Origin of the sequence: Bacillus hominis (genome assembly GCF_018332515.1) — a bacterium.
In the GTDB taxonomy this organism is placed as follows: Bacteria; Bacillota; Bacilli; order Bacillales; family Bacillaceae_G; genus Bacillus_A; species Bacillus_A hominis.
Map to the genome: position 1 here is coordinate 1 of NZ_BOQD01000059.1, position 25153 is coordinate 25153.

Below are 25153 nucleotides of genomic sequence, written 5' to 3' on the forward strand. Positions count from 1 at the left end.
AAGGCCATTCTCCTACTTACACCTTTACTATACTATCACCATTTAACTTTTCAGAAAATTACTTTTTCTAACCCTTATACTTTCAGTTACAAAACCACAAAAGATATGATAAAGTGAAAAAGTTATAATTAATTTAATAGAAACTGGTGAATCAAATGTCAATTACGTTAATTTTTATAATGGCTTTCACAATTGTTATCCACGCAGTTGAAACTAGCTCTTATAGTATTCGATTAGCTGGTGTACGTTTAAAGAAAATTGCCGTTGCCTTATCCGTCGTAGGAATGGTACTGCTTATTTCAAGAACATCTAACTTACTACAAGCCTTTTTAATCGGTGGTATTGTCGATGAAGCAAAGCTAGATTCTTCTATTAATTTAGAGCATATTATACGGCTCGTTCTATTATCTGCTTCTGTCGGTACATTGCTCGCGATTGTACTCTATCCAACTTTGACAAAACTATTTGGATATGTCATTCAAAACTTTGAAACAGATGGTTCATTCATTCGAATGATGAAGACGAATAACATTCAAAAATTAAAGTACACAAAAAAATATGTACGCTTCCCAAAATTCGAAATGATTCATCGAATGAGGATCGGCGGTATCCCAAAACGTATTATGCTTATCAACATGTTTGCTACTGCAATTTATACAGCGGGTGTCCTTTCAGCCCTTTACGCTTCCTTTTTAAACCCAGATTACGCAACAAATGCAAGTACAGCTTCTGGCCTTGTTAATGGTTTTGCTACTATTTTATTAACAGTTCTACTCGATCCACGCATTGCTCTTTTAACAGAACGAGCTTTACAATCAGAAAAGGGCGCTGAAGCAATGAGTAAAATGTATGGTTGGTTAATGATTTCTAGACTTCTCGGCACATTACTCGCACAACTTTTATTTGTACCAGGTGCTTACTGGATTTTATGGATTATTGAGCTTATGCATTAATTCACTCTCTAAAAAAAGTAGGTGTAATATTAAATGACTATTAAAACCGAACAAGGTATTATCCAATTGATACAAAATGATCCGTGGATGATGAATGTATTACAAATGGCAAAATCACTAGGGCTACCTGATTGGTGGATTTGCGCCGGGTTTGTTCGTTCTAAAATTTGGGATACTTTACATAACTTCGAAGTAAGAACAACTACACCAGACGTTGATGTCATTTATTTTGATTCTTTTCTTAAAGATGAGGCATACGAACAATCATTAGAAAAGAAACTAATGAATATTGATACTACTATCCCTTGGTCAGTAAAGAATCAAGCTCGTATGCATGTAGTGAATAACATGCCACCTTATTCTTCTTCTGTTGATGCTATTTCTAAATTTCCTGAAACAGCAACCGCTTTAGGAGTTACGCTTGACGAGAAAAACAATGTCATATTAACAGCTCCATGCGGAATTGAAGATTTACTTTCATTACAAGTGAAACCTACATCTCATTTTCTTGAAACGAAAGAACGAATACATATGTACAAAAAAAGAGTTATGAAAAAGAATTGGCAAAGCAAATGGCCTAACATTACAATCACTTATCCCGAAATTTAAAAAAGATGCTTCGTATTATACGAGGCATCTTTTCTTATTTTATTTCAAAAAATGAATGACTGTTTCAGCAAATCGATCTGCTTCTTCATAATGAGGTGTATGACCACTCTCTTCAAACACGATATACTTACCGTTTCGAGCATCTTTATTAAATGTTTCAATTTGTTTTTCACATGTGACTACATCATATTTTCCTACAATTAATAACATTGGATTCTTTACTTCTTTTATTTTTGATAATAATGATGTATGACACGCCCCTTCTGACTTCAATCTATCAAAATGGATTTTGGAACGATTTGAAAATACTTCCCACTCTTCGTCACTATATAAACTATCATCTGTTTCATCTTCTTTATAATTGTAAATCTCCATTCTTTTTTCTTCTAATTCAGCGCTTAATCTTATATAAGCTTCGAGCAACTCTTCTGAACTAGCATTACTAGATGAATAAGCTAAGCACTCTTTTGCTGCTAATTCTTTTCCATACTTTTTTAATAAACTTCCTGTCTTTTGTAATAAAGCTCTACTTGTTAATGCAAAATCGAAAGTCGGCCCTTCAAATACTATTCTTTCTATTGAATTTGGGTATGCCGCCCCATATAATAACGCTAAGTATCCACCGAAAGAATGTCCAATCACAGACCACTTCTCAATTTGTAATACTTTTTTTAGTTCCTCACAGTCTTCAATCAAATCATTTAATCCAAAAGCTTTGTTCTCAGTAATTTTTTCTGAGCGACAAACACCTCTTTGATCTATCATAATTACATATAAGGAATCTTTTAATCGTTCCGCTTGATGAAACGAAAAATCATAGCAACTTTCTCCTGGTCCACCATGCAAGTATAGGACTGGTTTATTTTTAGGATTTCCATGCGTTTCAACGTATAGCTTGTTCCCTCTAATATTCATGTATTTCCCTGCTTCTATCAAATTCGCCTTTATGATCATCACCTTCTTTTTTTACTGAATATTATAACATTTCGTTCTAAATAATCCCTATTACATTTAAAAAGACGATAATTATTGCAAGCGGTGCTACAAATCGAAGTAAAAATGCCCAACAAGTAAATACTTTCTTTCCGTAATTTCCACCTACAAAAAATTCAGCTTCTAACACTTTCTTTTCCATTTTGAATGATACGAAAATACTAATAAATAGTGCTCCGAGCGGCATTAATATATTACTAGATAAAAAGTCTATCGCATCAAAAATATTCTTCCCAAAAATCGTAATATCACTCCATACTCCAAATGATAACGCAGATGGTATACCTACTAGGAAAATGCAGAAACCGATGATCCATGATAGTTTATTTCTTCTTTCTTGCTCGCCATTTGCTAATGCTGAAACGACCGTCTCTAGTAGAGAAAATGCCGATGTTAACGTGGCAAATGTAAATAGTGCAAGAAATACTGTTAAGAACAATCCGCCGAATGGAATTTGACTAAATACTGATGGTAGTACGATAAATAGTAGTCCAGGCCCTTCTGTCGGCTCCATGCCTAGTGAAAATACTGCCGGAAATATAGCAAGTCCCGCAAATAAAGAAACGAATAAATTCAATCCGACAATCGTAACTGCTGATTTTGGTAAACTTTCTTTTTTATTTAAATACGAACTATACGTAACCATAATCGAAATTCCGATACTAATCGCAAAGAATGATTGGCCCATTGCGAACAAAATACTTTCTGAAGTAATCTTTGAGAAATCTGGTTGTAAGAAAAACTTCACACCTTTCATCGCATCATCAAGTGTTAATGAGCGAATAATAAGAGCGACAAATAATACGAACAATGCCGGTAACATATATTTACTTGCTTTTTCAATTCCGTTTTGTACACCTTTTGATACAACCCATATCGTAATAAACATAAATGCAAAATGCCCCATAATGGCCCAAGTGGGATTTCCAATTGTCTCTGTGAATAATGAACTATAATTTTGTCCTGGAGTAATAAGCTGTCCAGTTACTCCTCTGAATAAATAAATTAGTACCCATCCGCCTACAACACTATAAAACGAAAGTAATATAAAACAAGTTCCAACACCAAGACGTCCAATCCAGTGCCATCCTGTATTTGGCGCTATACTTTTAAATGCTCCGACTGCTTGTTTCTGTGTACTGCGTCCAATCATAAATTCAGCTATTAGTAGCGGTAGTCCAATTAATACAGTAAATAATATAAAGATTAAAAAGAATGCTCCTCCCCCGCTCTTTCCAGCGATATAAGGAAACTTCCATATTGCGCCTAGTCCAATTGCTGATCCTGCCGCAGCCATTATAAAACCTAATTTCGAAGTCCATTGCTCCGTCTGTTTCATCTTATTTTCCTCCTAATTAAATCTTTTTATATAAATAATTAAATTTTATAAACCAGTCCAAATAAACCCTCCATTTCTTTTTCTATAAAATAAAAAATGGCCTAGCATCTCTTTAAATAAAGAGACGCTAAGCCATTTACTTAACGCGGTACCACCCTTATTGATTCCATTATGAATCCACCTTAGTAGTAATCGTTTGATTACAAACCTAATATCGAAGGTTAACCGTTAAGATTTACTAAGAATGTAATTCCGTTCCACCTTACTGCTCCTAGGCGAGTTCAGGATGTCATTTGACTATGTCACACCAACCCATAGCTCTCTGTACAAATACATGACCTTACTACTCCTATTCAACACTTTTTAATATTTAGAATATATTTACTTTTTAAATTAATATGAATTATATCGGTTATATCTGTAACTGTCAAGGTATATATTGATTTTTTTGTCGAAAAGGATTTTTATATAGATTTATAGAAAATATTTACAATAAAAATAAAAGGAGATTAAAACGTTATGTCACTATTAAAGAACGGTTGTTTTTTTGTTATCCGTTCATTTCTCATCATTCTTGGTATTATTGCGATCTGTTCCTTGCCACAATTATTTTTCGGTACACCTCCAAATTCAGCAAAATCGCTAGCAATTCCGCCTACACCAACTTTACAATTTAATTTTAGTAACTATTTAGATTCGATATCAAATGTTATTTCTTCTTTGTTTCATCCTACAAGTATTACTTATAGAATTAGCAATGCTGGCACTCAGTCGCCAGACCGTGATCTTTTTCCATATTTACTAGAATCCTATACGCATACATTAACTATTATGATTTGTGCCTTCCTTATCGCCGTACTCCTTTCTACTACCTTTACCATACTTACATTTTACTTTCCTAAACGCATTCAATCTCTTATTCTTAAAACCTTACACGTACTAGAATCATTGCCAGATTTATTTTTTGTCGTCTGTGTACAGTTATTTGTCATTTTGATTTATAAAAATACAAATTTACTCGTTACGGTTCCTTTTTCTACTATGCAAGAAAAAACATATTTGTTACCGATATTAACACTGAGTATTTTACCGATTATTTACTTATACAAAATTTGTCTGTTAAATTATAACGATGAACTGCAAAAGGATTATATAAACGTTGCGGTCGCAAAAGGATTAAAACCGTTTTACATATTATATAAACACGTACTTTTTTCCTTTTTTAAACCCAGTGTAAAAATAAAAGAGCATTAAAAAAGAATCTTCGCGATTATCGCGAAGATTCTTTTTATGGTATAAGACGAGTACAATCTCTCGGAAAAGCACTCGCTTCTCTCACATTCGATAACTCTAAAAGCTTATACACAACTCGTTCTAATCCAATTCCAAAGCCACCATGCGGCGGACATCCGTAGCGGAATGTATCTACATACGATTGAAATTTCTCTGGATGTAATCCTTTTTCTTTAAACGATGCGAGTAACATTTCATGATTATGAATACGCTGTGCACCTGACGTTATTTCTAACCCTTTATATAATAGGTCAAATGAATCCGTTATGGCTTCGTTCTCCTTATTCGGCATTGTATACATAGGTCGCGCTTCTTTCGGATAATGTGTAATGAATACAAATTCACTATTATATGTTTCTTTCACATATTTCCCTAACAACTTTTCACCTTCTGTATCTAAATCCCCGATTGGCGATTCTTTCCGGTACTTCCTTTTCAAAATATCTTGCGCTTCTAGCAATGTGATTTTAGGTATTTCAGTAATAACGGGTGCTGCTATTTGTAATAGTTGTAGTTCTTTTCCACAGTTTTTTGCTACTTGTTGAAACATATATCGTAAAACATCCGTTTCCAATTGCATCACTTCATGAAAATCATGAATAAATCCTACTTCTACGTCTAACGAAATATACTCATTTAAATGACGGGAAGAATTGTGATGCTCCGCTCTGTAAACAGGTGCAACTTCAAATACACGCTCGAGTCCCCCAGCTACCATCATTTGTTTATAAAACTGTGGTGATTGTGCTAAATAAGCTTCTTTTTGAAAGTATGGAAGCTTAAAAACATTCGCTCCTCCTTCTGCCCCTTGCGAAACAATTTTCGGAGTAAATATACGTGTGAAATCGTTCTCTATTAGAAATTCACTAAAGCTTTGAACAAGTGTAGATTTCACTTTAAAAATCGCCGTGGTTCGCTCATGTCTTAATGATAAGACCCGCTCATTCAATAATTGGTCTAAGCCAACTTGTAACTTCTTCTTATTTATTTCAAATGGCAGTTGTTCTGCACTATTTAATACGTTCACTTTATGTGCAAGTACTTCAACCCCTAATTCTGTTTTCGAAGTCTCTACTATTTCACCAACCACTTGTACGACACTTTCAACATCTACTTTATATCCAGCCAACTCGCTTTCTAATACGCATTGAATAACTCCCGTTCGGTCCCGTAATAATAAAAAACTAACATTGCCAAGATGACGAATCTTTTTTACCCATCCCTGTAGTAATACCGTCTTTCCGGTATGCTCCGTACATTCTCGTGTGAGTGAACGCTTCATTATTTGATCCATTATATTTCCCTCCAGTAGTTTTATTTTTATTTACGTTATTGTTGTCATCGTCATCATCCACGGTCACTCACCTCCTTTCAAAGAATACAAAAATCCGCCCCTATAAATAGGGACGGATTTTTCCGCGGTACCACCCAAATTGTCACAATGACCATCTTAGCCCTGATAACGGTAGGTACCGTTTGCTTTTACTAATTATCACGTTCAAAGCAACACTCACAGGTGTCTTTCCATCATGCGGTATCGCAACCTTCCCAGCAATCGGCTGCTCTCTGTAGACCTTTGCATCATGTACTTTTCCTGATCATCACTTTCTATATTTACAGAGTATTCTAACTCTTAGTTTTATAAAATGCAAGCCTTTTTATTAAACTCTACAGTTATTTAGTAAGTATTTTTTACGTTTTATTATTATTTACCCATGTAGATTTACATTAGTCTTTTTAATACCCTTCAATAATTTCCATTTTATTACATAATTTGTGTATTTCCCACACATATTAATATCAAAATTGTAACGGAGGTATACATATGAAAAAAGCAATTAGTTTCTTTCTCCTGTTGTTATGCCTAATTGTAGTGAATGAAACATACGCATACTCACCAAAATCTTTACCAACCTCTCAGAACTCTGATCAATGGCAAGTGAATATTGATGAACCGAAAAAAATAAGCAACAATATGCTTCAAGCTAAAAAAGATGAATTTCAAATATATCAATTTTCAGTAAAAAATGTTGGAGAAAACGAAGTATATAACGTACAAGTTGAAGTCTTCCGCAATGAACCAAATATGAAAACAAAATACGAACTCTTTTCCCTGAAAGAAGGTCGTCTCGCAAGTGGAAAAACTGGATTTAGACATGCTAACTTCCCTGTTTCTACAAAAGCAGATGAGGTTGACGTTATCATTACGTGGCAAGAACATCCTTTCCGCTCTATGCGAAACGGTCAAAAAGTTGAGTCTAGAAAATTTAAAGAGCATTTTGTTTTTAAAGACACAAAAAAGTAAATGGAATGTGGATATATTCACACTATCATTGATATCACCTAATTTACTAATACCAGTTCTTAGAAAAATAAAAAAGTCGTGGCTTATAAATGCCACGACTTTTTATATTAGTTCGTACTAATTCCTCTTGCTGCCCAAATACGATCGATATCAGCAGCGTGTTGTCCACCATATAAAAGTGCATCCGCTTGCTTAATTGCCTTCGCACCATCACGGAATTTCGCATTTGGTGTTAATGACCAATGTGATTGTAAAATAATTTTCGTTGCTACATCACGACCAAAAGCTTGTGCCATTTCATATTGACCTTGAGCCCAAATTTCCCCATCATTATGCACTTCGTTCGTTATATCTTTCGGATACACTTTATTCGTATCTAATCGGCGTAAGCATGTCGGATCTGAACTAGAATACGCAGTCGCATCCCATTCTCCAATACACGCTTTTCCGTAACCTGTCGTCGATACCGCATCTTCATAAGTAGCACCTAAGAAATCTCCAAACCCTTCGCCCATCGCTCCGCCTTCTGCTGAACTTCCAAAGCCAGGTACTTGATTGTCTTGAATCGAATGTCCATATTCATGTGCGATAATGCCCGCATCTTCCGCATCATCTACTCCGCCAGTACCAAATGTTAATGCTTTCGTTGATGGTGAATAAAATGAGTTATCATCAGTTGTACCATTAACATTCACTTTAATCGAACGGTTATTAATATTTTTAAAGCCTAAACCTTGAATGTAACGTTGCAATGTATCGATATGATAATACGACATAACATCTTCAAAGCTATCATTTGCACGTGTATAGTTGAATTGTAGGTTTGTAGATTTTGTCTTCGCTTTTGAAGAAATCGTAACATATTCTCCGATTAAAAATCCCGTACCATCTAAACCTTTTAACGTAACCGTTTTTAGTTGATTCGTTAGTGCTGTTGAATCTGCATCATTATTATCTTTTAATCCTGTTTTACTACCACTAGATGCGACCGGGTTAGGTAAAAATACTTTCCCTGTTCCTTCTGCTTTTCGGTTTATATCAACCTTTTTGATTAGCTTTCCGTTTTCCGCATCAATAAATGTTTCCCATGCACCGAATGGATTATTAGAATGAACTACAACTTTATATACTGGAATAGCAACTCCATCTTCAACAATATAGCCAAACTCTTTCTCTGTAGGAGCCCATAAGTTTTGCTCACTTGCTCCTCCAACATACGCCATTGATTTTTGTTCTGCGTCTTTTTCACTAATTTTTGTCGTTACTTCCTTCACACCTTTTACAGATTGATAATCGGAAACAGCAAGTACTCCTTGCCCTTGTCCATTAATAGTAACTGTTATTTGTTTTGAAAATACAGGAGCACCATTGACTACTTGTTGGAACCTAACATATGAAGCTACTGACGTTTCTGTTGTAGAAATATATTGCAAGTCTGAAAGGTCTGGCTTTAATCCATACTGATCGGCATTCCCTTTTAAGTATTCAATTGCTTTTTTCTGTGGTGAATAAGCTTCTACCTTTACTTGCTGCTGTTTTTCCAATGCGGAAGCTGTAGAAATTGTCCCCATTACTAATGGTACAGTCATTGCCATTGCCACCATTTTTTTGTTTAACATAAAACCACTCCCCCTAATAAATTGAAACCTTTACCCCATTTCTATAAGGCTATTACTGTCCACAAGTAACGAAATAAAGCGAATCTACGAGTAATTCTATATGAGCAATTCTATTACCTTTCCATTTAGGGTGAGTGAAATTTTCTCAATATTTATGTGTAAAACGAAAACAATACTTTAGAAATATATTTCTTTCCCAGTCATACAAAAAGGAAGTTGGAATGATTCCAACTTCCTTTTTTCTTTAATTAGCCGCGCTTAATTTAATGCGGACTTTTGTCTCACCTACAGATAGTTCATCGTCGTCATTCGTTAAGTGATCAAATGTAAATTGCTTAACGAGTAAATTTTCTTCCAACAAATCTTTATGATTCGTTAACGTTTTCTGTAGTTCTTGCTCTGTATCAAGAATAACATCCACACGTAAATTAACTGGTAAATTCAACTGCTTACGATATTCTTGAACTGCACGAATAAATTCACGTGCTACTCCTTCTTGTAACAATTCTTCTGTTACATTCGTATCTAACATAACCGTATATTGTCCGTTAGTTGTATTAGAGAATCCTGATCTCGCAACTTTCTCTACTAATACATCTTCAGCCGTTACGACTACTTCTTCTCCTGATACAGCTTCATATACCGCTTTTTCAGTTGAAACAAAGTTCTGTACTTCTTCTTGTGATAATTGTTTTAACCAGCCGTTTACTGCATTCACATTTTTACCAAACTTTGGCCCTGCCGTTTTAAAATTCAGCTTTAATTGATAAGATGTATACTTCGTTTCATCAAGTTCAACATGGAATGATTTCACATTTAGCTCATCCATAACGATATCACGATAAGATTCCCAATCCATATCATTTTCGTTATGCTCAAGTAATACAAGTTCTGCTAACGGCTGTTTTACTTTTAATGAATGTTGATTACGATTACTTCTTCCAAGTTCAACAACTTGTAAAACAGCATCCATTTCCGCTTCTAACTTCGGCTGAAGTAGTGATTCATTTACAACTGGATAATCTTCTAAATGAACACTACTACCCTCTAAATTCAGATGAATATCTTCAGCGACAAACGGTGTAAATGGTGCGATTAATTTACTAATTGTTACAAGCACTTCATGAAGTGTTTCATACGCAGCTGCTTTTTCAGCATTCATACCAGATTCCCAAAAACGATTGCGTGAACGTCTTACATACCAGTTACTCACTTCATCTACAAGAGCAGCAATTTCACGAGCTGCATTTGTGAATTGATAATCATCAAGTGCAGTTCTTACCTTTCTCGTTGTGCTATGCAATCTTGATAACACCCATTCATCTAATTTCGTACGTTTAACTTCATACGTTTCTTTCGGATTATACCCATCTAAATTTGCATATAAAACGTAGAAGCTATACACATTGACTAACGTATCTACAAATTTAGATTTTGCTTCCAGTACTGTTCTTTCAGAAAAGCGCTTCGCATTCCAAGGAGCGCTGTCAACGAGTAGGGCCCACCTTAGCGCATCTGCACCAAATTTCTCTACTAAATCCACAGGGTCTAGTGCATTTCCTTTACTTTTAGACATTTTCTGTCCTTCTTCGTCTAGAACATGCCCTAGTGATAACACTCGTTTATAAGGTACTTTTCCTGTATATAGTGCTGATACTGCCAATAAACTATAAAACCAACCGCGTGTTTGATCAATTCCCTCCGCAATTACATCTGCTGGAAACTGTTCTTCAAACAACTCTTTATTTTCAAACGGATAATGATATTGTGCAAATGGCATGGAACCACTATCAAACCAAACATCAATTACTTCTGGTGTTCGATTCATTGTACTTCCGCATTTCTCACAGCATACTTGTACTTCATCTACATATGGCTTATGCAATTCTAAATCTTCAGGTGTTTCTTTTGTACTATGCTTTCTTAATTCAGCAATACTTTTCGGTGCGAATTGATGATCACAGCTTTCACATTCCCATACATTTAATGGTGTTCCCCAATATCTATTTCGGCTAATATTCCAGTCCACCATATTTTCTAAAAACTTTCCAAAGCGTCCGTGCTTCATATGATCTGGATACCACGTGACGGAATTATTATTTTGTAAAAATGTTTCTTTAATCTCAGTTGTTCGAATTAACCAGCTTTCTCCTGCATAATAAAGTAACGGTGAATCACAGCGCCAACAGTGTGGATAGCTATGCTCATATTTTTCTTTATGGTATAACAAGCCTTCTTTTGCTAAATAACGAACGATATCGACATCACATTCTTTTACGAACTTGCCTTTTAGAAATGGTACTGCCTCTGTATACTCACCTTTTCCATCTACAACATGTAAGAAAGATAACCCTTCACTTTGAACGACTCTATAATCGTCCTCCCCATAAGCTGGAGCGATATGAACAAGTCCAGTACCACTATCTGCAGTAACAAAATCTGCCGCAATCACACGGTATCCATTTGTAACTTCCTTCATAGGAAACGGTGCTGTATATGAAATATTTAATAATTCTTCTCCTTTATGGACAGACACTACTTCATAATCTTCTTTAAGCACTTCTTGCACACGTTCTTTTGCAACAATATACACTGACTCTTCTTGTTTTGCTTTTACGTATTCCATATTCGGATGTACAGCGAGCGCAACATTCGCTGGAAGCGTCCATGGTGTCGTCGTCCACCCAAGGAAATACTCATTTTCACTATCTTTCACTTTAAACTTAACTGTTGCACTTAAATCTTTTACTGTTTTATACCCTTGTGCAACTTCATGTGAACTAAGAGATGTTTGACAGCTTGGGCAGTATGGTGAAACTCTATGCCCTTTATATAACAAGCCTTTTTCATGAATCGTCCCTAAAATATGCCATACACTTTCGATATATGGATTCTCTAAAGTAACGTACGGATCATCCATATCTACCCAATAACCGATACTTTCAGTAAATTCACGCCACTGCTTCTCATATGTGAATACACTTTCTTTACACTTTTGAATAAATGGTTCAATGCCGTACTCTTCGATTTCATGTTTACCTGAAATGCCAAGTTGTTTTTCAACACCTAATTCTACAGGTAATCCATGTGTATCCCATCCGGCTTTTCTTAAAACTTTATATCCAGCCATCGTTTTATATCTCGCTACTAAATCTTTAATCGCCCGCCCAAGTGCATGGCCGACGTGTGGTAATCCGTTCGCAGTTGGTGGCCCTTCATAAAACACAAAAGATTGTGCGCCTTCTCGATTCTGAATTGATTGCTCGAAAATACTTTGTTCGCTCCACTGCTTACGAATACGTGTTTCTCTCCCTACAGCTGACTCTTTTACATCTACTTTTTTCATGTACAATCACTCCTTTGAATTTTTTAAAAGCACACAAAAAACCCGTCCCTATGAAGTAGGGACGGGTTTACCCGCGTTACCACCCTAATTCTATTAGCTTTTCACTAATAGCACTTAGCAACGTACTAACATACGCGTTCTTTGTAACGGTAGACATCCGTCCGAGCTTACTTTATTCAGCCACGGCTCCTCGGAGATGATTTTCAAATAACGTCTGCACACCGGATTTCAGCAATACACCGGCTCTCTGGGGAACAGCTCACTATTTTACTCTTTCTCGTCTTCAGATTTGTATACTTTATTAAAAGTTATTTTATGCCATTGGGCAATTAATTGTCAACCAATTCAAAACATATTTTTATTTATATCCTCTTTCTCTATTCTTATACAATTACTTTTCAAATTCTCTCAATCCTGCTAAATCTTCATCTTCCTCTGCAAGTTCAGCAAAAAATCCTGTTTCATCTTCACGAAGCACAATTTCAAGTTCATCTCTTGCCTCTTCATTTCTGTTTAATAATGTTAAATAACAAGCATGATCGTATCTTGCTAACAAGTCAGTAGCATCCATTGTTAATATTTCACTTGTTATGTTTTCTGCCTTTGTCGTTTGCCCAGCTCTATGATACGAAGATGCTAAAGCAAGAAGAATTGCTGTTTCATTTGGATGATGTACAGAAGCATCTTCTAATAAATAAATCGCATCCTCATACCTCTCTTGACTTTGATATACTTCTGCTAAAGCAAGGAATCCCCTACTTACAAATGGTGTTTTCTCAATTAATTGCAAGTAAATTTTTTCGGCTTTTCTTCCTTCGCCTAGCTTACATAATACATTCGCTTGTAAAAGAAGAGTGTCATAATCATCCGGTAGCTCTCGAACCATTTGTTTCGTTAATTCAAAAGCATCTCGTAACATATCTTCTTCTTCACACTCAATGAAAAGATTTACAAGTTGCTTCGCTACATCATAATCCCACTTATTTTCTAACGATGTTTGTAATACCTCTATCGCTTCTTTATTCATCGCCGCATTCTCATAAAATATTGCGAAACGCTGCGCTACCATACTATTTTTCGGGTTTAACTTCAAGGAGATTTCAAATAAATCAATAATAACTGTAATCATTGAAATTTCCTTCGCACGATTTTTCATACGATAAAATGCTCTTGTAAATATAGATTTTTTCGGTTGCTCATTTTGCTGCCTTTCTACTAATCTTTCGGCAACCGCAGTAGCTGCATACATAAACGCTGTACTTCTTTCTGCTTTTCTCACCTTTAACGTATGAAGTACGTCTCGTATTTGGGATAATTTTTTATGTTGTTCCATTGCTTTTACGTACACACCAAATATACGTTCACTTTCCAAATCTTTATGCATTACTTTCAGCGCAACTTCGATTGCTTCTGCACTCTGCTTTTTAACTAGCACTTTCGCATAATGATATAGTACTTCCACATGCTCTTCATCTATTTTCATTGCACATTCGATATATTCTTTTTCTTTATCTATGTCATTCATCGCGCCAAACACGTATGCAATCGCATCTAGACGCCATGTTTCAGGAACTTCTTCCGCTAATTTTTCTAATTCAACTAGCAATTCTTCCTGAAGATTCATTTCTACTGAAAGCTGCGCTAAATATTCCATATTTATATGCATTGGTTCTTCTTTCATCGCCTGGACCATATGATTTTGTTCTTTGGAACGATTCTCTGCTTTTTCATATATTTCTGCAAGTTGTAAATGTACACCTCGGAAGTTTGCATCAAGCTCTAAACATGTTTCATACGCTTGTTTTGCTTCTGTCAATTGTCCTAATGCCATATATGTTTCGCCAATTCGAAAATATGGAAATGCAGTTCTCTTTTGTTCTATTGCCTTGTTGTATCTCTTCATTGCTTGATCATACTGTCCAATAGATTCATATAAAACACCAGCGTAACAACCGTATTCGATTACTTCCGTTTTCTCTTTTTCTAATGTTCTTAAAAACGCTATACCTCGTTGTACAAAAACTGTGTCTTTTATTCGATTTACATACTCATCCAACACCGTCGCTATATTAGCGTATACTCTTCGTATACCACTCTCTAATTTAGAAAGTGCAAGTTTTAACTCTTTTTCATCTCCACCTAATGCAATTTCAGCATCCCATAGCACCATGCCAGCATTCATAAGGAAATCTTGATTGTCTTCAAATTGCTTATTGATACTAACAATATAGTTTTTTGCATCCTCATATTGTTCCTTTGCCATATAAACTTGAATTAAACCGAAATGAGAATATACATCTTCATTATTTTCTTCTAAAGAACGCTTATATATAGTTTCCGCTTCTTCAAGTTCATCATTTTGAAAATGTACATCTCCTAAACGAACATATAAAGATGCCTGATCTTCACAATTTTGAATTCCTTGTAATAAAATTTCCTTCGTACTTTTCTCATCATCCAAATCTGATTCATAGATTTCCGAAAGCTTCGTATATAAATAGGCTGCTGTTTTATCTAATTGAATTGCTACTTTAAGTCCCTTTACCGCCAAATACACTTTCCCTAAATGCTGAGCACATCTTGCACGTTCATACCATATGTGCGCTTCATACTTATATTCTTTTAATAAATCATTAAAGAATCCATATGCTTCTTCATATCGTTCTAAATCTATTAAAATTAAACCGTGATTTACAAGTGTAAACCTTTCCGGGCTACGTTCTATAGCTGTTAGAGAATACTCTAGCCCCTTTTCGGATTGATCCATATACATGTATGATAATGCTAAGAAACTCCACGCAACTGGTTGATCTGCATCCAATTGTAATGATGAACGAAAACTAGCAATCGCTTCTGCATAATTATCTTGCTCAAAAGAATAACGTCCATTTATAAAATGATACAACGCTTGATTGCTTTTCTTCTCCACACTTTGAAGCATATGTCCTGCTTTTTCCATATCTTGCAGACGAATAAAACACTGTGCACTATGCAATTTCACAAAGTCAGAGCTCGGAAACTTTTCCATTAATTTTTCTATACAAAACTGAATAAAATCTTTATCTACTTCAGCATCTAAATGTTTAATCGTATATAGCCAAGTGTTTGGATTTTCACTTGTTTCTTTTAAAAATAGTACTAACTTTTCAATTCCCTCTTTATCTTGCTCAGCTAAATGATCTGTAAGAGAAAAGATTGTTTTATAATAAGTGTGTTCTTCCTCATTTAAAAATGAAAGTTGTTCCATTCTATCTTTTGGTATAAACGTAATAGCTAAACAATCTGTATAACGATATTTTTCTTGCAACTTATCATATTCCACAAGAATCGGTTCCAAGAAATTCGGATCTTGAATATAAAAAGCTTGCAGTACATCGTCATAACCAGAAAGCACTTGTACATGGGAAGCGTGCTCAATATCTATACTTAATAAAACGGGAATACCTTGATTGAGTAATTTCTTATAATTTTCCTCATTCCCTTGAAAATAACGATATTCGTAACCTTGCTCTTCTATATATGTAACTGTATCTGAAAACTTAGAACCTGTTACATCAAATATATGTTGTGCAATTTCATCTTGCGTACGTTTTTCTCCCCATACCCCTAACATCATTTCCAAACTAGTCGGAACGCAATAGTTATCCTTCTGTACAACCGGAACTATCGGTAAGCGCACCTTTTTTCCATCAGGATTTTTTTCTATATGATGATATAGAGAATTTTTTAAACTCTTTTCACTTTTCAATAGTGCTTGCAAATCGTGAATATTATTCATTTTATAAAATGCTTCTGCACGTAAATGTACAAAATAAGTTGTATATGCATGATGCGGAAGCATTTTATTCATTTTATCTATTACCACTAACATTTCTTCATGGCACTCTAAATCTAATAAATATTTTACTTTTTCAAAATAGAAATATGGTACTTGAGGGAACTTTGCAATCGCATCATTAATGAGTTGTAACGCTCGCTGCTGTTCACCTTTATATGCATATAATTGCGCCAATAAGTACGTAGCTAACTCTTCACAATCTTTATGCTGCTGACCGGCTAAAAGTTGCTCCTCTGCCTTCTCCCACTCACCAGTCTGTATATATAAGTAACCCCATTTATCAAAAACTGCGCGTGTACTATACTTTTCTGCCTTTTGCATATAGGCATAAGCCTCTTCATTGCGCTTCATATCTAACAAACATCTAACTAACGTAAAATATGCTTTCGTTAAAACATCCGCATCAGTTTCTTCTTCATTTACCTCTTCCAAAGAATCTTTTAATAATTGTTCAGCATCAAGGATTTTACGCTCATCAATTAACTCATCACAATATAAAGAGAGCGTTCTCATATTTGGGAATTTTTTATACGTATAACGAATTAAAAAGGAGCTGTATTGATGCATCAAACCTTCATCAGCAAGACGAATTAATGTATCAAACTCCTTGGATGATGAGACGTTAGAAAGCCAGTTCTTCACGTATGATAACTTTTTCGTTTCTTTTATATGTGCAATTTCATTATTTATCTCCTGTAATCCATCTACAAATCTCTTTTCTTTCAAACAAATCTCTAATTGCTTAAAATCTAGCATGCATTCACCTCAAATTATTATTTATACTGCCATTTGCAAGCAGTATTCTAACCTACTTGCTTAGATTTTACACATCATATAGTATGCATTCAACTAAAACCTCATATAATGAACGATATTATTTAATATTATTCAAGTTTTCAGCTAAATATCTTAAAAACGATACTTTTTCTCGTTATTTTGTTTAATTTGATGGAATATCTTATTATCTCAAAAGATTGTTTTAAGGATGATAATCAGTACATGAAATTATATCAACGATTATTTAAATATATCTATCGCAACTTACAATATATCAACGATTTTTCAAACATATCTACCGTAACTCAAAATATATTAACGATTCGACAAAGGATATCGATTTGTCAGCGAATTCCCACAATGATATCTACTTCTATTTCATATGTTAAAGAGAGATTGTTTTGTAAGACACTCTCTCTTTTGCTTCACTTATCAAATTTTAAATCTACAAAAACACCGTAATAATCACTCGGAAATACGTGTGATGAAGTTAATGTTGAATCTCCAAATATTAAAAGTAGCAATTCTCATTATATCCCCTTCTTTTCTAGTATGATATTTATCACTTAACTTCCCCAAAAGTAATCCTCATATTTGGAGCATATAACAAAGAAGAGTGTATATGAAACACTTCAAAAAATCGTAGTTCTGCTTCATATTGAGCGAGTGCTTCAGCAAACGTTAAGCCCCGACTCATTAAACCGTCTATAAATTGTTGTTTCTCACCGGGATTACTTGCAATCCCCTCTTCTTTTAGAGAATTATATAAACCTTGTTTATCATTTTGATTTATATTAGAATCTAAAAAATTCACTTTATCGCTTACTCTGCATTCAATATTCTTCACACCCAATTCACTTAAAAACATCGGTATTTTCATGCCAATGTTACCGTCTTTACCATTTCTCTGTGTATCTCGTTCAAATAACTTCTGCAAAACACCAAGCTTGATAATTTCCGATTGCTTCTCCCCATCTAGTACGTATGAAGACATATTAGAAATCCAATGTGGTTCAAAACAAATTACCTGCCCGCCCTTCCTAGTTGAATTTATCATTTTTTGCAACATTGTTTTGGGCGCATTCATATGTAATAAGAAGGCATGACTGACAGCTATATCATATTTATTTTTCATTTCAATTTCTGTAGCATCCCCCTCAAGAAATTCAGATTCATATGGAAGTGTACGAAACAACTCTCTCGCTTCAGCTATTAATGCTTCCCCGCTATCAATGCCTGTATACTTTGATCCATTTGGAAGTAAAGGCAACAAAATTAAACCTAAATAACCATATCCACAACCATAATCAACAATATGTACAGGTTCAGTAATCTTCCAAACTGAATTGACTAAAAAACTTAAATAATCATCATTATAATATAAATCTCTCGTATTTCTTAAATACGCTAGCCTACTATTCCAATCATACTCTTCCAAGTCTAACGGCCCCCTTTTATATACACAACTAAAATTCTCTATATTATAGATAGATTCCTACACTTTTGTTGAAATTTTAGATAGTTAAGCCCAAATAAAAACAATACATAATACATGTACTTTATATCTCCCCGCCTAATCGATAAACTAATTTTTAAAAATAATTATTAATCCCAATCATACAGAAAAACCTTGTGTGCATATTAGTGGTTCGATAAGATAATAATTGTATATAATTCATAATAATCCTAATAAATAACATTATTATGTAAGGTTGAGGAAAGGGGATAATATATGATAGTAATAGATTCCAATCCGAAACAACAAACTTATGCTGATTTACTAGACTTAGCTTTTGACATTTGTGATGAATTCCATTTAGTTTTAAGAAATGATATGGGACCGTTACACTCTTTTGAGCCCATCTTAATGAAACTAGAAGGTTCATTAAAAGAAATGACTGAGCAATCTGAGTGGGCCAGTACTATTTTAGGCGATAATCAAACAGCAAAAGTGTATTTCTATTACGCTGATGCCAACGCTAAAAACGTCCTGAAGGAATTATCTAATTCTTTATATGAATGGGTAATGCCTGACTTACCGGAAGATTTATCATTCTTTAAATCCAGAAAAAAATGGTTAATAACGTGTTCTCACGAAAAGGAAAGCTTTATTAATACAGAAGATAAAGAAGAAATCGAAAGAGTATTAAATATCCCGGGATTACAAGCACATATAGGAGAATTTTAAAATAAAAAGGCTAGTACATCTTTAAAGATACGCTAGCCTTTTTTACTTATTAAAGAAATATAGATAAGTAGAAGCTTAATCAGTGCAATCACAATCTAAACAATCAGTACAATCTAAATTGCTACAATCTAAATTTCTCTTCTTTTTTCTTCTTTTAAGATAATAATATAGTAGCCCAATAAATAATACGCAAATAACAAACGCTATTATTGCTTCTGTATATTTTTCATGAATGATACAACCAATTCCACTTCCACCTGATATAAAAATTAGAATTATGTAAATCCAAAACATGTAAGTAGCTACCTCCGTTGATATTTGGTTTAAGATATAATCCATATAATACTAGATACAATAAATAGTCCCATGCCATTACCGCTTAATAAGCCGGTAGTTACTCTTAGCAAATTTGTACTGCTTCGCCATTTCCGCTTTTGGGTGAATCCATCAATTAATAATGGAATTTGAGCAAAAAAGGATAGCATTAATGAGAGAGTAAACGAAGGGGCTATTAAAAAGTAAATTGGAAACATACATAAACCAATAAGCATACCTGTGCATCGTGCACATAAAGGTATGTATTTTTGTACTTTAAGGAAACTCCTTTTCGGTATTCTATGACAAGGAATATGTAAAATGAAATCTCGGATCAATACGGATCATCCTCTCTATAAATATTTTAATTGATTTCGTAACATAATTATAGAGTTGTTACACTTCGTAACATATAACTTCTTATAGTTAAGAGGTTTATTCAAAAAAGCAAAAAGACAAACCGGATAAATGATTCATCCGGTTTGTCTTTTTGTTTCTATATACACTTTATTTTGTATATATCATTCACAGTTCATTACCAAAGTAACGTATATAATTGTCATTATACATTAAATGGATTCTTTTCGTTTCTTTTTACATCTCCTCAGGAGCCTCCATTCCAAGTAAACGTAACCCCTCTTTTAATACAACCGTCACAGCATAAGCTAATGCGAGTCTGCTGTCTTTTTCTTCGCTCTCTTCTAATATACGTACATTTCCGTAATATTTATTAAATGATTGCGCTACATCTAATACGTATTTTGAAATAATGGATGGCTCATTTTTGTTGAAAGCCGCTTCAATTACTTGAGGGAATTTATTGAGTAATTTTACAACGCTCCAACTATGATTATCTTTTAATGCAAAAGTACATGTTTCAAATTCTACACTTTCTTTTCTTAAAATAGAGCAAGCACGCGCATGCGTGTACTGTACATACGGTCCTGTTTCCCCTTCAAATTTCAACATATTTTCTAATGAAAATTCGATATTATGCATACGCTCATTTTTCAAATCGTGGAAGATAACTGCTCCAACACCGACTTGTTTTGCTACTTCTTCTTTTTGTTTTAAATTAGGGTTTTTCTCTTCAATATTTTGTTTCGCAAGTGCAACTGCTTCTTCAAGTACTTCTTCTAGTAATATAATTCTACCCTTACGTGTGGACATTTTCTTACCATCTTTTAAAATGAATCCAAACGGTATATGTTCCATACCATCAACCCAAGTGTAGCCAAGCTTTTTTAATACAGTGAAAAATTGATTAAAATGCAAGCTTTGTTCGGGTCCTACTACATATAAAGCTTTATCAAATTCGTATGTGTTTTGACGATACAATGCCGCTGTTAAATCACGTGTTGCGTAAATAGTCGCACCATCTGATTTTCTAATTAAGCAAGGTGGCATACCCTCTTCTTCTAAATTAACGACTAATGCCCCTTCTGATTCTTCCAGTAAGTCGTGCTCTTCTAAAATCCCAACAAAGTCTTCCATTTTATCGTTATAGAAAGCTTCGCCTTGAAAATTTGTAAACTCCACACCGAGAAGTTCATAAATACGAGAAAATTCTTTTAAAGACTCATGGCGGAACCAATTCCAAAGTTCGACTGCTTCTTCATTTCCTTCTTCTAGTTTTTTAAACCATGAGCGCCCTTCCTCTTCTAGTTCTTTGTTTTCTTTTACTTCTTCATGAAACTGAACATATAACTTAAATAACTCACGAATTGGATCCTCTTTAACAACTTCTTCATTTCCCCATTTTTTATATGCAGTAATTAACTTCCCAAACTGTGTTCCCCAATCCCCAATATAATTAATTCCTACAACTTCATATCCACATTTTTCGGCAATATGTTTCAGCGAATTACCGATCATTGTAGAACGTAAATGCCCCATTGAAAAAGGTTTCGCGATATTAGGAGAGGAATAATCGATAACTACCGTTTTTTCACATCCAAAGTGGTTTTGACCGTACTCTTCTTTCTCCGCTAAAACCGTTTTTAATACTGCATCACTGACAGTTTCACGATTAAAAAATACATTTACATAAGGACCAACGGCTTCTACTTTCGTAAAGAACGGATCATTTAATTTCTCTGCAATTTCCTTCGCGATAATGGCTGGTGCTTTTTTATATTGCTTCGCTAGTGAAAAACATGGGAACGCTGCATCTCCGAATTCATCTTGTTTTGGTGTTTCGATTAAATCTAAAATTTGATTTTGTGTTAATTCATTCGCAAGAATATTTGATAAACTTTTCGCAAACTGCGTTTTATAATCCATATTACAACCTCCTTATTTTTTAAACACAAAAAACTCGTCTCTAAAAAAGAGACGAGTTTTAACCCGTGGTACCACCCTTGTTGTTCATTACGAACCACTTTCCCGTTTATAACGAGGACAGGGGGCCTCGGCTTACTCTACTATTCATTCAAGAAGCATCTCCGAAGTGCGCTTCATCTTTTTCTTCCGCACTAGGCTCACACCATCCCTAGTTCGCTTTCCTTCTGAAAAAGACTACTCTCTTCATCACAGATAGTATATTTAATTAATTATTGCTTATTATACATCTTTTCAAACAATTAGCAAGGGTCAATTACACCAAAGTGAAACTTAGCACTTTTTCTTTTGTATACGTGAAAATTATGTTTTTCAAATCTAGAACTACGAAAATGATCTTTCAGAACGACACGTTTTCTCGCCACACGCTTCGCTTCCGCAATTGTTTCATCAGTAATATCATGATACAAAGCGAAGTGTTTTAACCCTTTAATTCCATCTGATTCTATGACAGTTTCTTCAAACATCGGATCAAGGTATACAACGTCATAACTATTATCTTCACATTGCGTTAAAAATGCGAAATGCTCTGTTTGCTTTACATGGATTCTTTGCATTGCCTTATCGATTTCAGAAACGGATGAAGACCATGTTTTCAAACCATTTTTCATAATATAAGCCATATATTCATTGCCTTCAAGTCCTGTTACTTTTCCACTTTCACCAACAACATAACTAGCCACAATACTATCTGATGCCATACCGAGCGTACAATCTAACACTGTCATTCCGCTCTCTAACTTTGCAGCTTGTACAAACGGATCGTGTTCTCCGCGCATTAACCTTTTCACACGAAACATCGCTGAATTTGGATGAAAGAAGAACGACTCTTCCGTACCTTTTGGATAAATAGCTAATCGGTTCTTCCCTACGACAAGCACATCTTGTTCATACTGCTCATGCAGTTTGTGCACAGGTATATCATTACGTAAAACGAAAGAACAATTTAATTCGTCCGCTACCTTATTTGCATAAGCTGTCATTTCTTTATTTGTTCTTCCTGCTGTTGTTACTATCATTTTTTCACCTCTATATAAAGAAAAGAGGGAGATTTACTCTCCCCCTACTTTAGCAATTCTTTTCGAAAGCTTGTTCTAAGTTTGTAATAATTTCGTCCATTGTTGCGCCTTCAATTTCATGACGGTGAATGAAGTGAACAACTTCTTTTCCTTTTAGTAATGCCATAGATGGTGAAGATGGAGGGATTTCTCCGAAGTATTCACGCATTTTCGCAGTAGCATCTTTATCTTGACCTGCAAATACAGTTACAAGATGATCAGGTTGTTTTTCAGCGCGAACTACCGCTTGACCTGCTGATGGGCGTGCTAAACCAGCTGCACAACCACAAACAGAGTTTACAACTACTAAAGTTGTACCTGATGCACTTTCCATAAATTCTGTAACAGATTCTTCTGTAGTTAACTCTTCAAATCCAGAACGCACTAATTCTTGGCGCATTGGAATTACCATTTGGCGCATGTATTCTTCATATGCATTTGACATCTTGTAATCTCTCCTTCAACTTTCATTCTAAATTCATCATATCACGCTCTATTAATAGGCGCAAAAGAAAGATAACGATGATTTCATTTTTTTGTAGGGATTTCACAAACCCCTTCACGGCAGTGTCCAACTGGGACAAGTTTTCTATTGTTAGCGATATAATCGTATACTTTACTTCCAAATCCAAGTACGATAGATAGTTTTATAAAAGGCACTGCAAACCAATAAGATGGGACGGCTTTTGCTAATACGTTAATGCTATGAATTCCGGCATACCACTTATTATTTTTTAAAATATACAATCTTTGTTCCATCTTACTTTGTAATTCTTGAGAAAGTTCATATTTCTCAACTACATCTTCATCTCGAAATGAAACAAATATCATCTTACCCTTTTTATCTACTTTTTTCGTACGTTCTGCAACCGCTGTACACATCGGACACCAACTATCATAGAAAACGATCATATATTATTCCCCTTTACGAGACTCCGTCATTTGTTTCCACACTGAACCTTTTGCTTCTTCGCCGCCTTCAATACGCTCTAACGCAAGACGCGCTTGCATCGCTACTTCAAATTCCGGATCATCTTGCGCTATTTTTAATACTGGAATAGCACTTTCATCTCCAAGTTCAAATAAGAACATCGCTGCACGCCATCGTACTAATTTACTTGGATCCTTCAGAGATTTAATCATAACGAACATCGCTGCTGGATCACCTACATCTGATAAGCAATCGCCCGCTGTACGACGAACACTTACAGAACGATCTAATAACGCTTTATATAATAACGGCAATACTCCTTCACCTTTTACCATGCCTAAATATGCTGTTGCTAAACGGCGGATAGATACTTTCTCATCATCTAACGCTATTTTCAATACTGGCATATCCTCTTCAGTAGGATCCATTTGCTCTAAAGCTGCAAAACGGTTTTTCCAGTCAGAATCCTCCATCATCTCTTCTGTTACTTTATATGGCTCACGCTTTTGAATCGTTACTTCAACTGCTCCTGCCTGATTTAATAATTCTTTAACCGTTTCATTTACACGTTCTTCTGAATAAGCAGCAACAATCTCCTCTACTACTTCTTTCCCGATTTCTTCAAAATTACCGTAACGTGTACTTTGTTCTACCCATTTACGCTCTTTCACAACGTTAGGTGCAGACATTTGTACTTTCATAATGGATTCTTTAAAACGATCAGGTAAGCCAACACGCTCTTCTGTCGTTCCATCTGTTAACTTCACTTGCATCGGGATAGTAAAGAACATTTGAACAAACACTTTTACTTCTCCAAAATGAGCAAGTTGTTGTTCTTCACTTTCTTTCACTATTTCTTCACCGAAAACGGCACGAACTTGTTGTAATAAAACTTTCCAATCATACTTCGCATTACGCTCTACTGCTAAAAAGTCTGCTACATGGTATACACCTTTAATACCTTCAATTTTCAAAATTTCTTGCACTTGCACTGGTGCTTGTTCTTTATTTTCATTCGTATAATTATTACGCGCTCCTGATGGTAATACTTCATTCAAAATAACTTTCATTGTATTTGGACTTGGCGTCGGTTCAATTGCTTTAATTTTCACGTAAAAATACTCTCCTTTATTGCGTGTTCTTAGCTGTATTGTAACATGTTATCCCTCTATACTCCTACTCGGATGCTTAATTTCACTAATTCCTCTTCTATATTTCTTAGGAATTCAATCATTTCTATTTTCACCTA

At 34.8% G+C, this 25153-nt stretch carries 19 protein-coding genes and 4 other annotated features; of the genes, 5 read left to right on the top strand and 14 right to left on the bottom strand.

The window, feature by feature from the left end; all coding sequences use genetic code 11:
• Positions 1-155: 155 nt before the first annotated feature.
• Both KI356_RS07720 and KI356_RS07725 read left to right on the top strand, forming a co-directional pair.
• Positions 156-953 (top strand): lipid II flippase Amj family protein, encoded by a 798-nt coding sequence (locus tag KI356_RS07720; protein ID WP_212935170.1) that lies wholly within the window; start codon positions 156-158, stop codon positions 951-953.
• Positions 954-986: 33 nt separating this feature from the next.
• Complete coding sequence (locus tag KI356_RS07725; RefSeq protein WP_212935171.1) at positions 987-1562, top strand: nucleotidyltransferase family protein; 576 nt, start codon at positions 987-989, stop codon at positions 1560-1562.
• A gap of 39 nt (positions 1563-1601) precedes the next feature.
• Here the strand turns inward: KI356_RS07725 and KI356_RS07730 are convergent, their stop codons facing one another.
• Positions 1602-2516 (bottom strand): alpha/beta fold hydrolase, encoded by a 915-nt coding sequence (locus tag KI356_RS07730; RefSeq protein WP_212935172.1) that lies wholly within the window; start codon positions 2514-2516, stop codon positions 1602-1604.
• A 37-nt stretch (positions 2517-2553) separates the two neighbouring features.
• Complete coding sequence (locus tag KI356_RS07735; protein WP_088058543.1) at positions 2554-3894, bottom strand: sodium-dependent transporter; 1341 nt, start codon at positions 3892-3894, stop codon at positions 2554-2556.
• Between the two features lie 117 nt (positions 3895-4011).
• Positions 4012-4260: a binding site (T-box leader), on the bottom strand.
• Positions 4261-4413: 153 nt separating this feature from the next.
• Here KI356_RS07735 and KI356_RS07740 point away from each other — a divergent pair.
• The gene (locus KI356_RS07740; RefSeq protein ID WP_238486182.1) at positions 4414-5148 is read left to right on the top strand and encodes an ABC transporter permease subunit; all 735 of its coding nucleotides are present in this window, start codon (positions 4414-4416) and stop codon (positions 5146-5148) included.
• A gap of 34 nt (positions 5149-5182) precedes the next feature.
• On the opposite strand, the gene aspS is transcribed toward KI356_RS07740, so the two are convergent.
• Entirely contained in the window at positions 5183-6481 is a 1299-nt protein-coding gene (aspS, locus tag KI356_RS07745; protein WP_212935173.1) for an aspartate--tRNA(Asn) ligase, read from the bottom strand.
• Positions 6482-6586: 105 nt separating this feature from the next.
• Positions 6587-6798: a binding site (T-box leader), on the bottom strand.
• Positions 6799-7012: 214 nt separating this feature from the next.
• Here aspS and KI356_RS07750 point away from each other — a divergent pair.
• A complete protein-coding gene (locus tag KI356_RS07750; protein ID WP_212935174.1) occupies positions 7013-7492 on the top strand; it encodes a YozF family protein in 480 nt (159 codons plus the stop codon).
• Between the two features lie 107 nt (positions 7493-7599).
• Here the strand turns inward: KI356_RS07750 and KI356_RS07755 are convergent, their stop codons facing one another.
• From KI356_RS07755 to KI356_RS07770, 4 genes are all read right to left on the bottom strand, one after another.
• Positions 7600-9111 carry a M36 family metallopeptidase gene (locus KI356_RS07755; protein WP_212935175.1) on the bottom strand — a complete coding sequence of 504 codons (1512 nt, stop codon included), beginning with the start codon at positions 9109-9111 and terminating at the stop codon, positions 7600-7602.
• A 244-nt stretch (positions 9112-9355) separates the two neighbouring features.
• Positions 9356-12457 carry an isoleucine--tRNA ligase gene (gene ileS / locus KI356_RS07760; RefSeq protein WP_212935176.1) on the bottom strand — a complete coding sequence of 1034 codons (3102 nt, stop codon included), beginning with the start codon at positions 12455-12457 and terminating at the stop codon, positions 9356-9358.
• Between the two features lie 54 nt (positions 12458-12511).
• Positions 12512-12750, bottom strand: a binding site (T-box leader).
• Between the two features lie 98 nt (positions 12751-12848).
• The gene (locus KI356_RS07765; RefSeq protein WP_212935177.1) at positions 12849-17051 is read right to left on the bottom strand and encodes a bacteriocin-processing peptidase family protein; all 4203 of its coding nucleotides are present in this window, start codon (positions 17049-17051) and stop codon (positions 12849-12851) included.
• A 583-nt stretch (positions 17052-17634) separates the two neighbouring features.
• The gene (locus KI356_RS07770) at positions 17635-18510 is read right to left on the bottom strand and encodes a class I SAM-dependent methyltransferase (RefSeq protein ID WP_212935178.1); all 876 of its coding nucleotides are present in this window, start codon (positions 18508-18510) and stop codon (positions 17635-17637) included.
• Positions 18511-18804: 294 nt separating this feature from the next.
• Between KI356_RS07770 and KI356_RS07775 the strand changes: the two genes are divergently transcribed.
• Positions 18805-19260: a stage III sporulation protein AH gene (locus KI356_RS07775; protein ID WP_128279878.1), complete on the top strand. Its 456-nt coding sequence runs from the start codon at positions 18805-18807 to the stop codon at positions 19258-19260.
• Positions 19261-19335: 75 nt separating this feature from the next.
• Here the strand turns inward: KI356_RS07775 and KI356_RS07780 are convergent, their stop codons facing one another.
• The 7 genes from KI356_RS07780 to KI356_RS07810 form a co-directional block, all read right to left on the bottom strand.
• On the bottom strand, positions 19336-19554 hold the full coding sequence (locus tag KI356_RS07780; RefSeq protein WP_212935179.1) for a hypothetical protein: 219 nt from the start codon (positions 19552-19554) through the stop codon (positions 19336-19338).
• 29 nt (positions 19555-19583) lie between these two features.
• Positions 19584-19913: a DUF2085 domain-containing protein gene (locus tag KI356_RS07785; protein ID WP_212935180.1), complete on the bottom strand. Its 330-nt coding sequence runs from the start codon at positions 19911-19913 to the stop codon at positions 19584-19586.
• A 256-nt stretch (positions 19914-20169) separates the two neighbouring features.
• Positions 20170-21858, bottom strand: coding sequence for an arginine--tRNA ligase (gene argS / locus KI356_RS07790; RefSeq protein WP_212935181.1), 1689 nt, complete (start codon positions 21856-21858; stop codon positions 20170-20172).
• Positions 21859-21902: 44 nt separating this feature from the next.
• Positions 21903-22117: a binding site (T-box leader), on the bottom strand.
• A 40-nt stretch (positions 22118-22157) separates the two neighbouring features.
• Positions 22158-22934 carry a class I SAM-dependent methyltransferase gene (locus KI356_RS07795; protein WP_212935182.1) on the bottom strand — a complete coding sequence of 259 codons (777 nt, stop codon included), beginning with the start codon at positions 22932-22934 and terminating at the stop codon, positions 22158-22160.
• A gap of 49 nt (positions 22935-22983) precedes the next feature.
• The gene (locus tag KI356_RS07800; RefSeq protein ID WP_212935183.1) at positions 22984-23418 is read right to left on the bottom strand and encodes a BrxA/BrxB family bacilliredoxin; all 435 of its coding nucleotides are present in this window, start codon (positions 23416-23418) and stop codon (positions 22984-22986) included.
• Positions 23419-23501: 83 nt separating this feature from the next.
• Positions 23502-23885: a thiol-disulfide oxidoreductase DCC family protein gene (locus KI356_RS07805; RefSeq protein ID WP_212935184.1), complete on the bottom strand. Its 384-nt coding sequence runs from the start codon at positions 23883-23885 to the stop codon at positions 23502-23504.
• 3 nt (positions 23886-23888) lie between these two features.
• Complete coding sequence (locus tag KI356_RS07810; protein ID WP_212935185.1) at positions 23889-25016, bottom strand: conserved virulence factor C family protein; 1128 nt, start codon at positions 25014-25016, stop codon at positions 23889-23891.
• Positions 25017-25153: the final 137 nt, after the last annotated feature.

Excerpts from the sequence above, each read along its gene's own strand:
- KI356_RS07720 (WP_212935170.1), top strand. The coding sequence starts at position 156 with ATGTCAATTACGTTAATTTTTATAATGGCTTTCACAATTGTTATCCAC.
- KI356_RS07725 (WP_212935171.1), top strand. The coding sequence starts at position 987 with ATGACTATTAAAACCGAACAAGGTATTATCCAATTGATACAAAATGAT.
- KI356_RS07730 (WP_212935172.1), bottom strand. The coding sequence starts at position 2,516 with ATGATCATAAAGGCGAATTTGATAGAAGCAGGGAAATACATGAATATT.
- KI356_RS07735 (WP_088058543.1), bottom strand. The coding sequence starts at position 3,894 with ATGAAACAGACGGAGCAATGGACTTCGAAATTAGGTTTTATAATGGCT.
- KI356_RS07740 (WP_238486182.1), top strand. The coding sequence starts at position 4,414 with ATGTCACTATTAAAGAACGGTTGTTTTTTTGTTATCCGTTCATTTCTC.
- aspS (WP_212935173.1), bottom strand. The coding sequence starts at position 6,481 with ATGGATCAAATAATGAAGCGTTCACTCACACGAGAATGTACGGAGCAT.
- KI356_RS07750 (WP_212935174.1), top strand. The coding sequence starts at position 7,013 with ATGAAAAAAGCAATTAGTTTCTTTCTCCTGTTGTTATGCCTAATTGTA.
- KI356_RS07755 (WP_212935175.1), bottom strand. The coding sequence starts at position 9,111 with ATGTTAAACAAAAAAATGGTGGCAATGGCAATGACTGTACCATTAGTA.
- ileS (WP_212935176.1), bottom strand. The coding sequence starts at position 12,457 with ATGAAAAAAGTAGATGTAAAAGAGTCAGCTGTAGGGAGAGAAACACGT.
- KI356_RS07765 (WP_212935177.1), bottom strand. The coding sequence starts at position 17,051 with ATGCTAGATTTTAAGCAATTAGAGATTTGTTTGAAAGAAAAGAGATTT.
- KI356_RS07775 (WP_128279878.1), top strand. The coding sequence starts at position 18,805 with ATGATAGTAATAGATTCCAATCCGAAACAACAAACTTATGCTGATTTA.
- KI356_RS07780 (WP_212935179.1), bottom strand. The coding sequence starts at position 19,554 with ATGTTTTGGATTTACATAATTCTAATTTTTATATCAGGTGGAAGTGGA.
- argS (WP_212935181.1), bottom strand. The coding sequence starts at position 21,858 with ATGGATTATAAAACGCAGTTTGCGAAAAGTTTATCAAATATTCTTGCG.
- KI356_RS07795 (WP_212935182.1), bottom strand. The coding sequence starts at position 22,934 with ATGATAGTAACAACAGCAGGAAGAACAAATAAAGAAATGACAGCTTAT.
- KI356_RS07800 (WP_212935183.1), bottom strand. The coding sequence starts at position 23,418 with ATGTCAAATGCATATGAAGAATACATGCGCCAAATGGTAATTCCAATG.
- KI356_RS07805 (WP_212935184.1), bottom strand. The coding sequence starts at position 23,885 with ATGATCGTTTTCTATGATAGTTGGTGTCCGATGTGTACAGCGGTTGCA.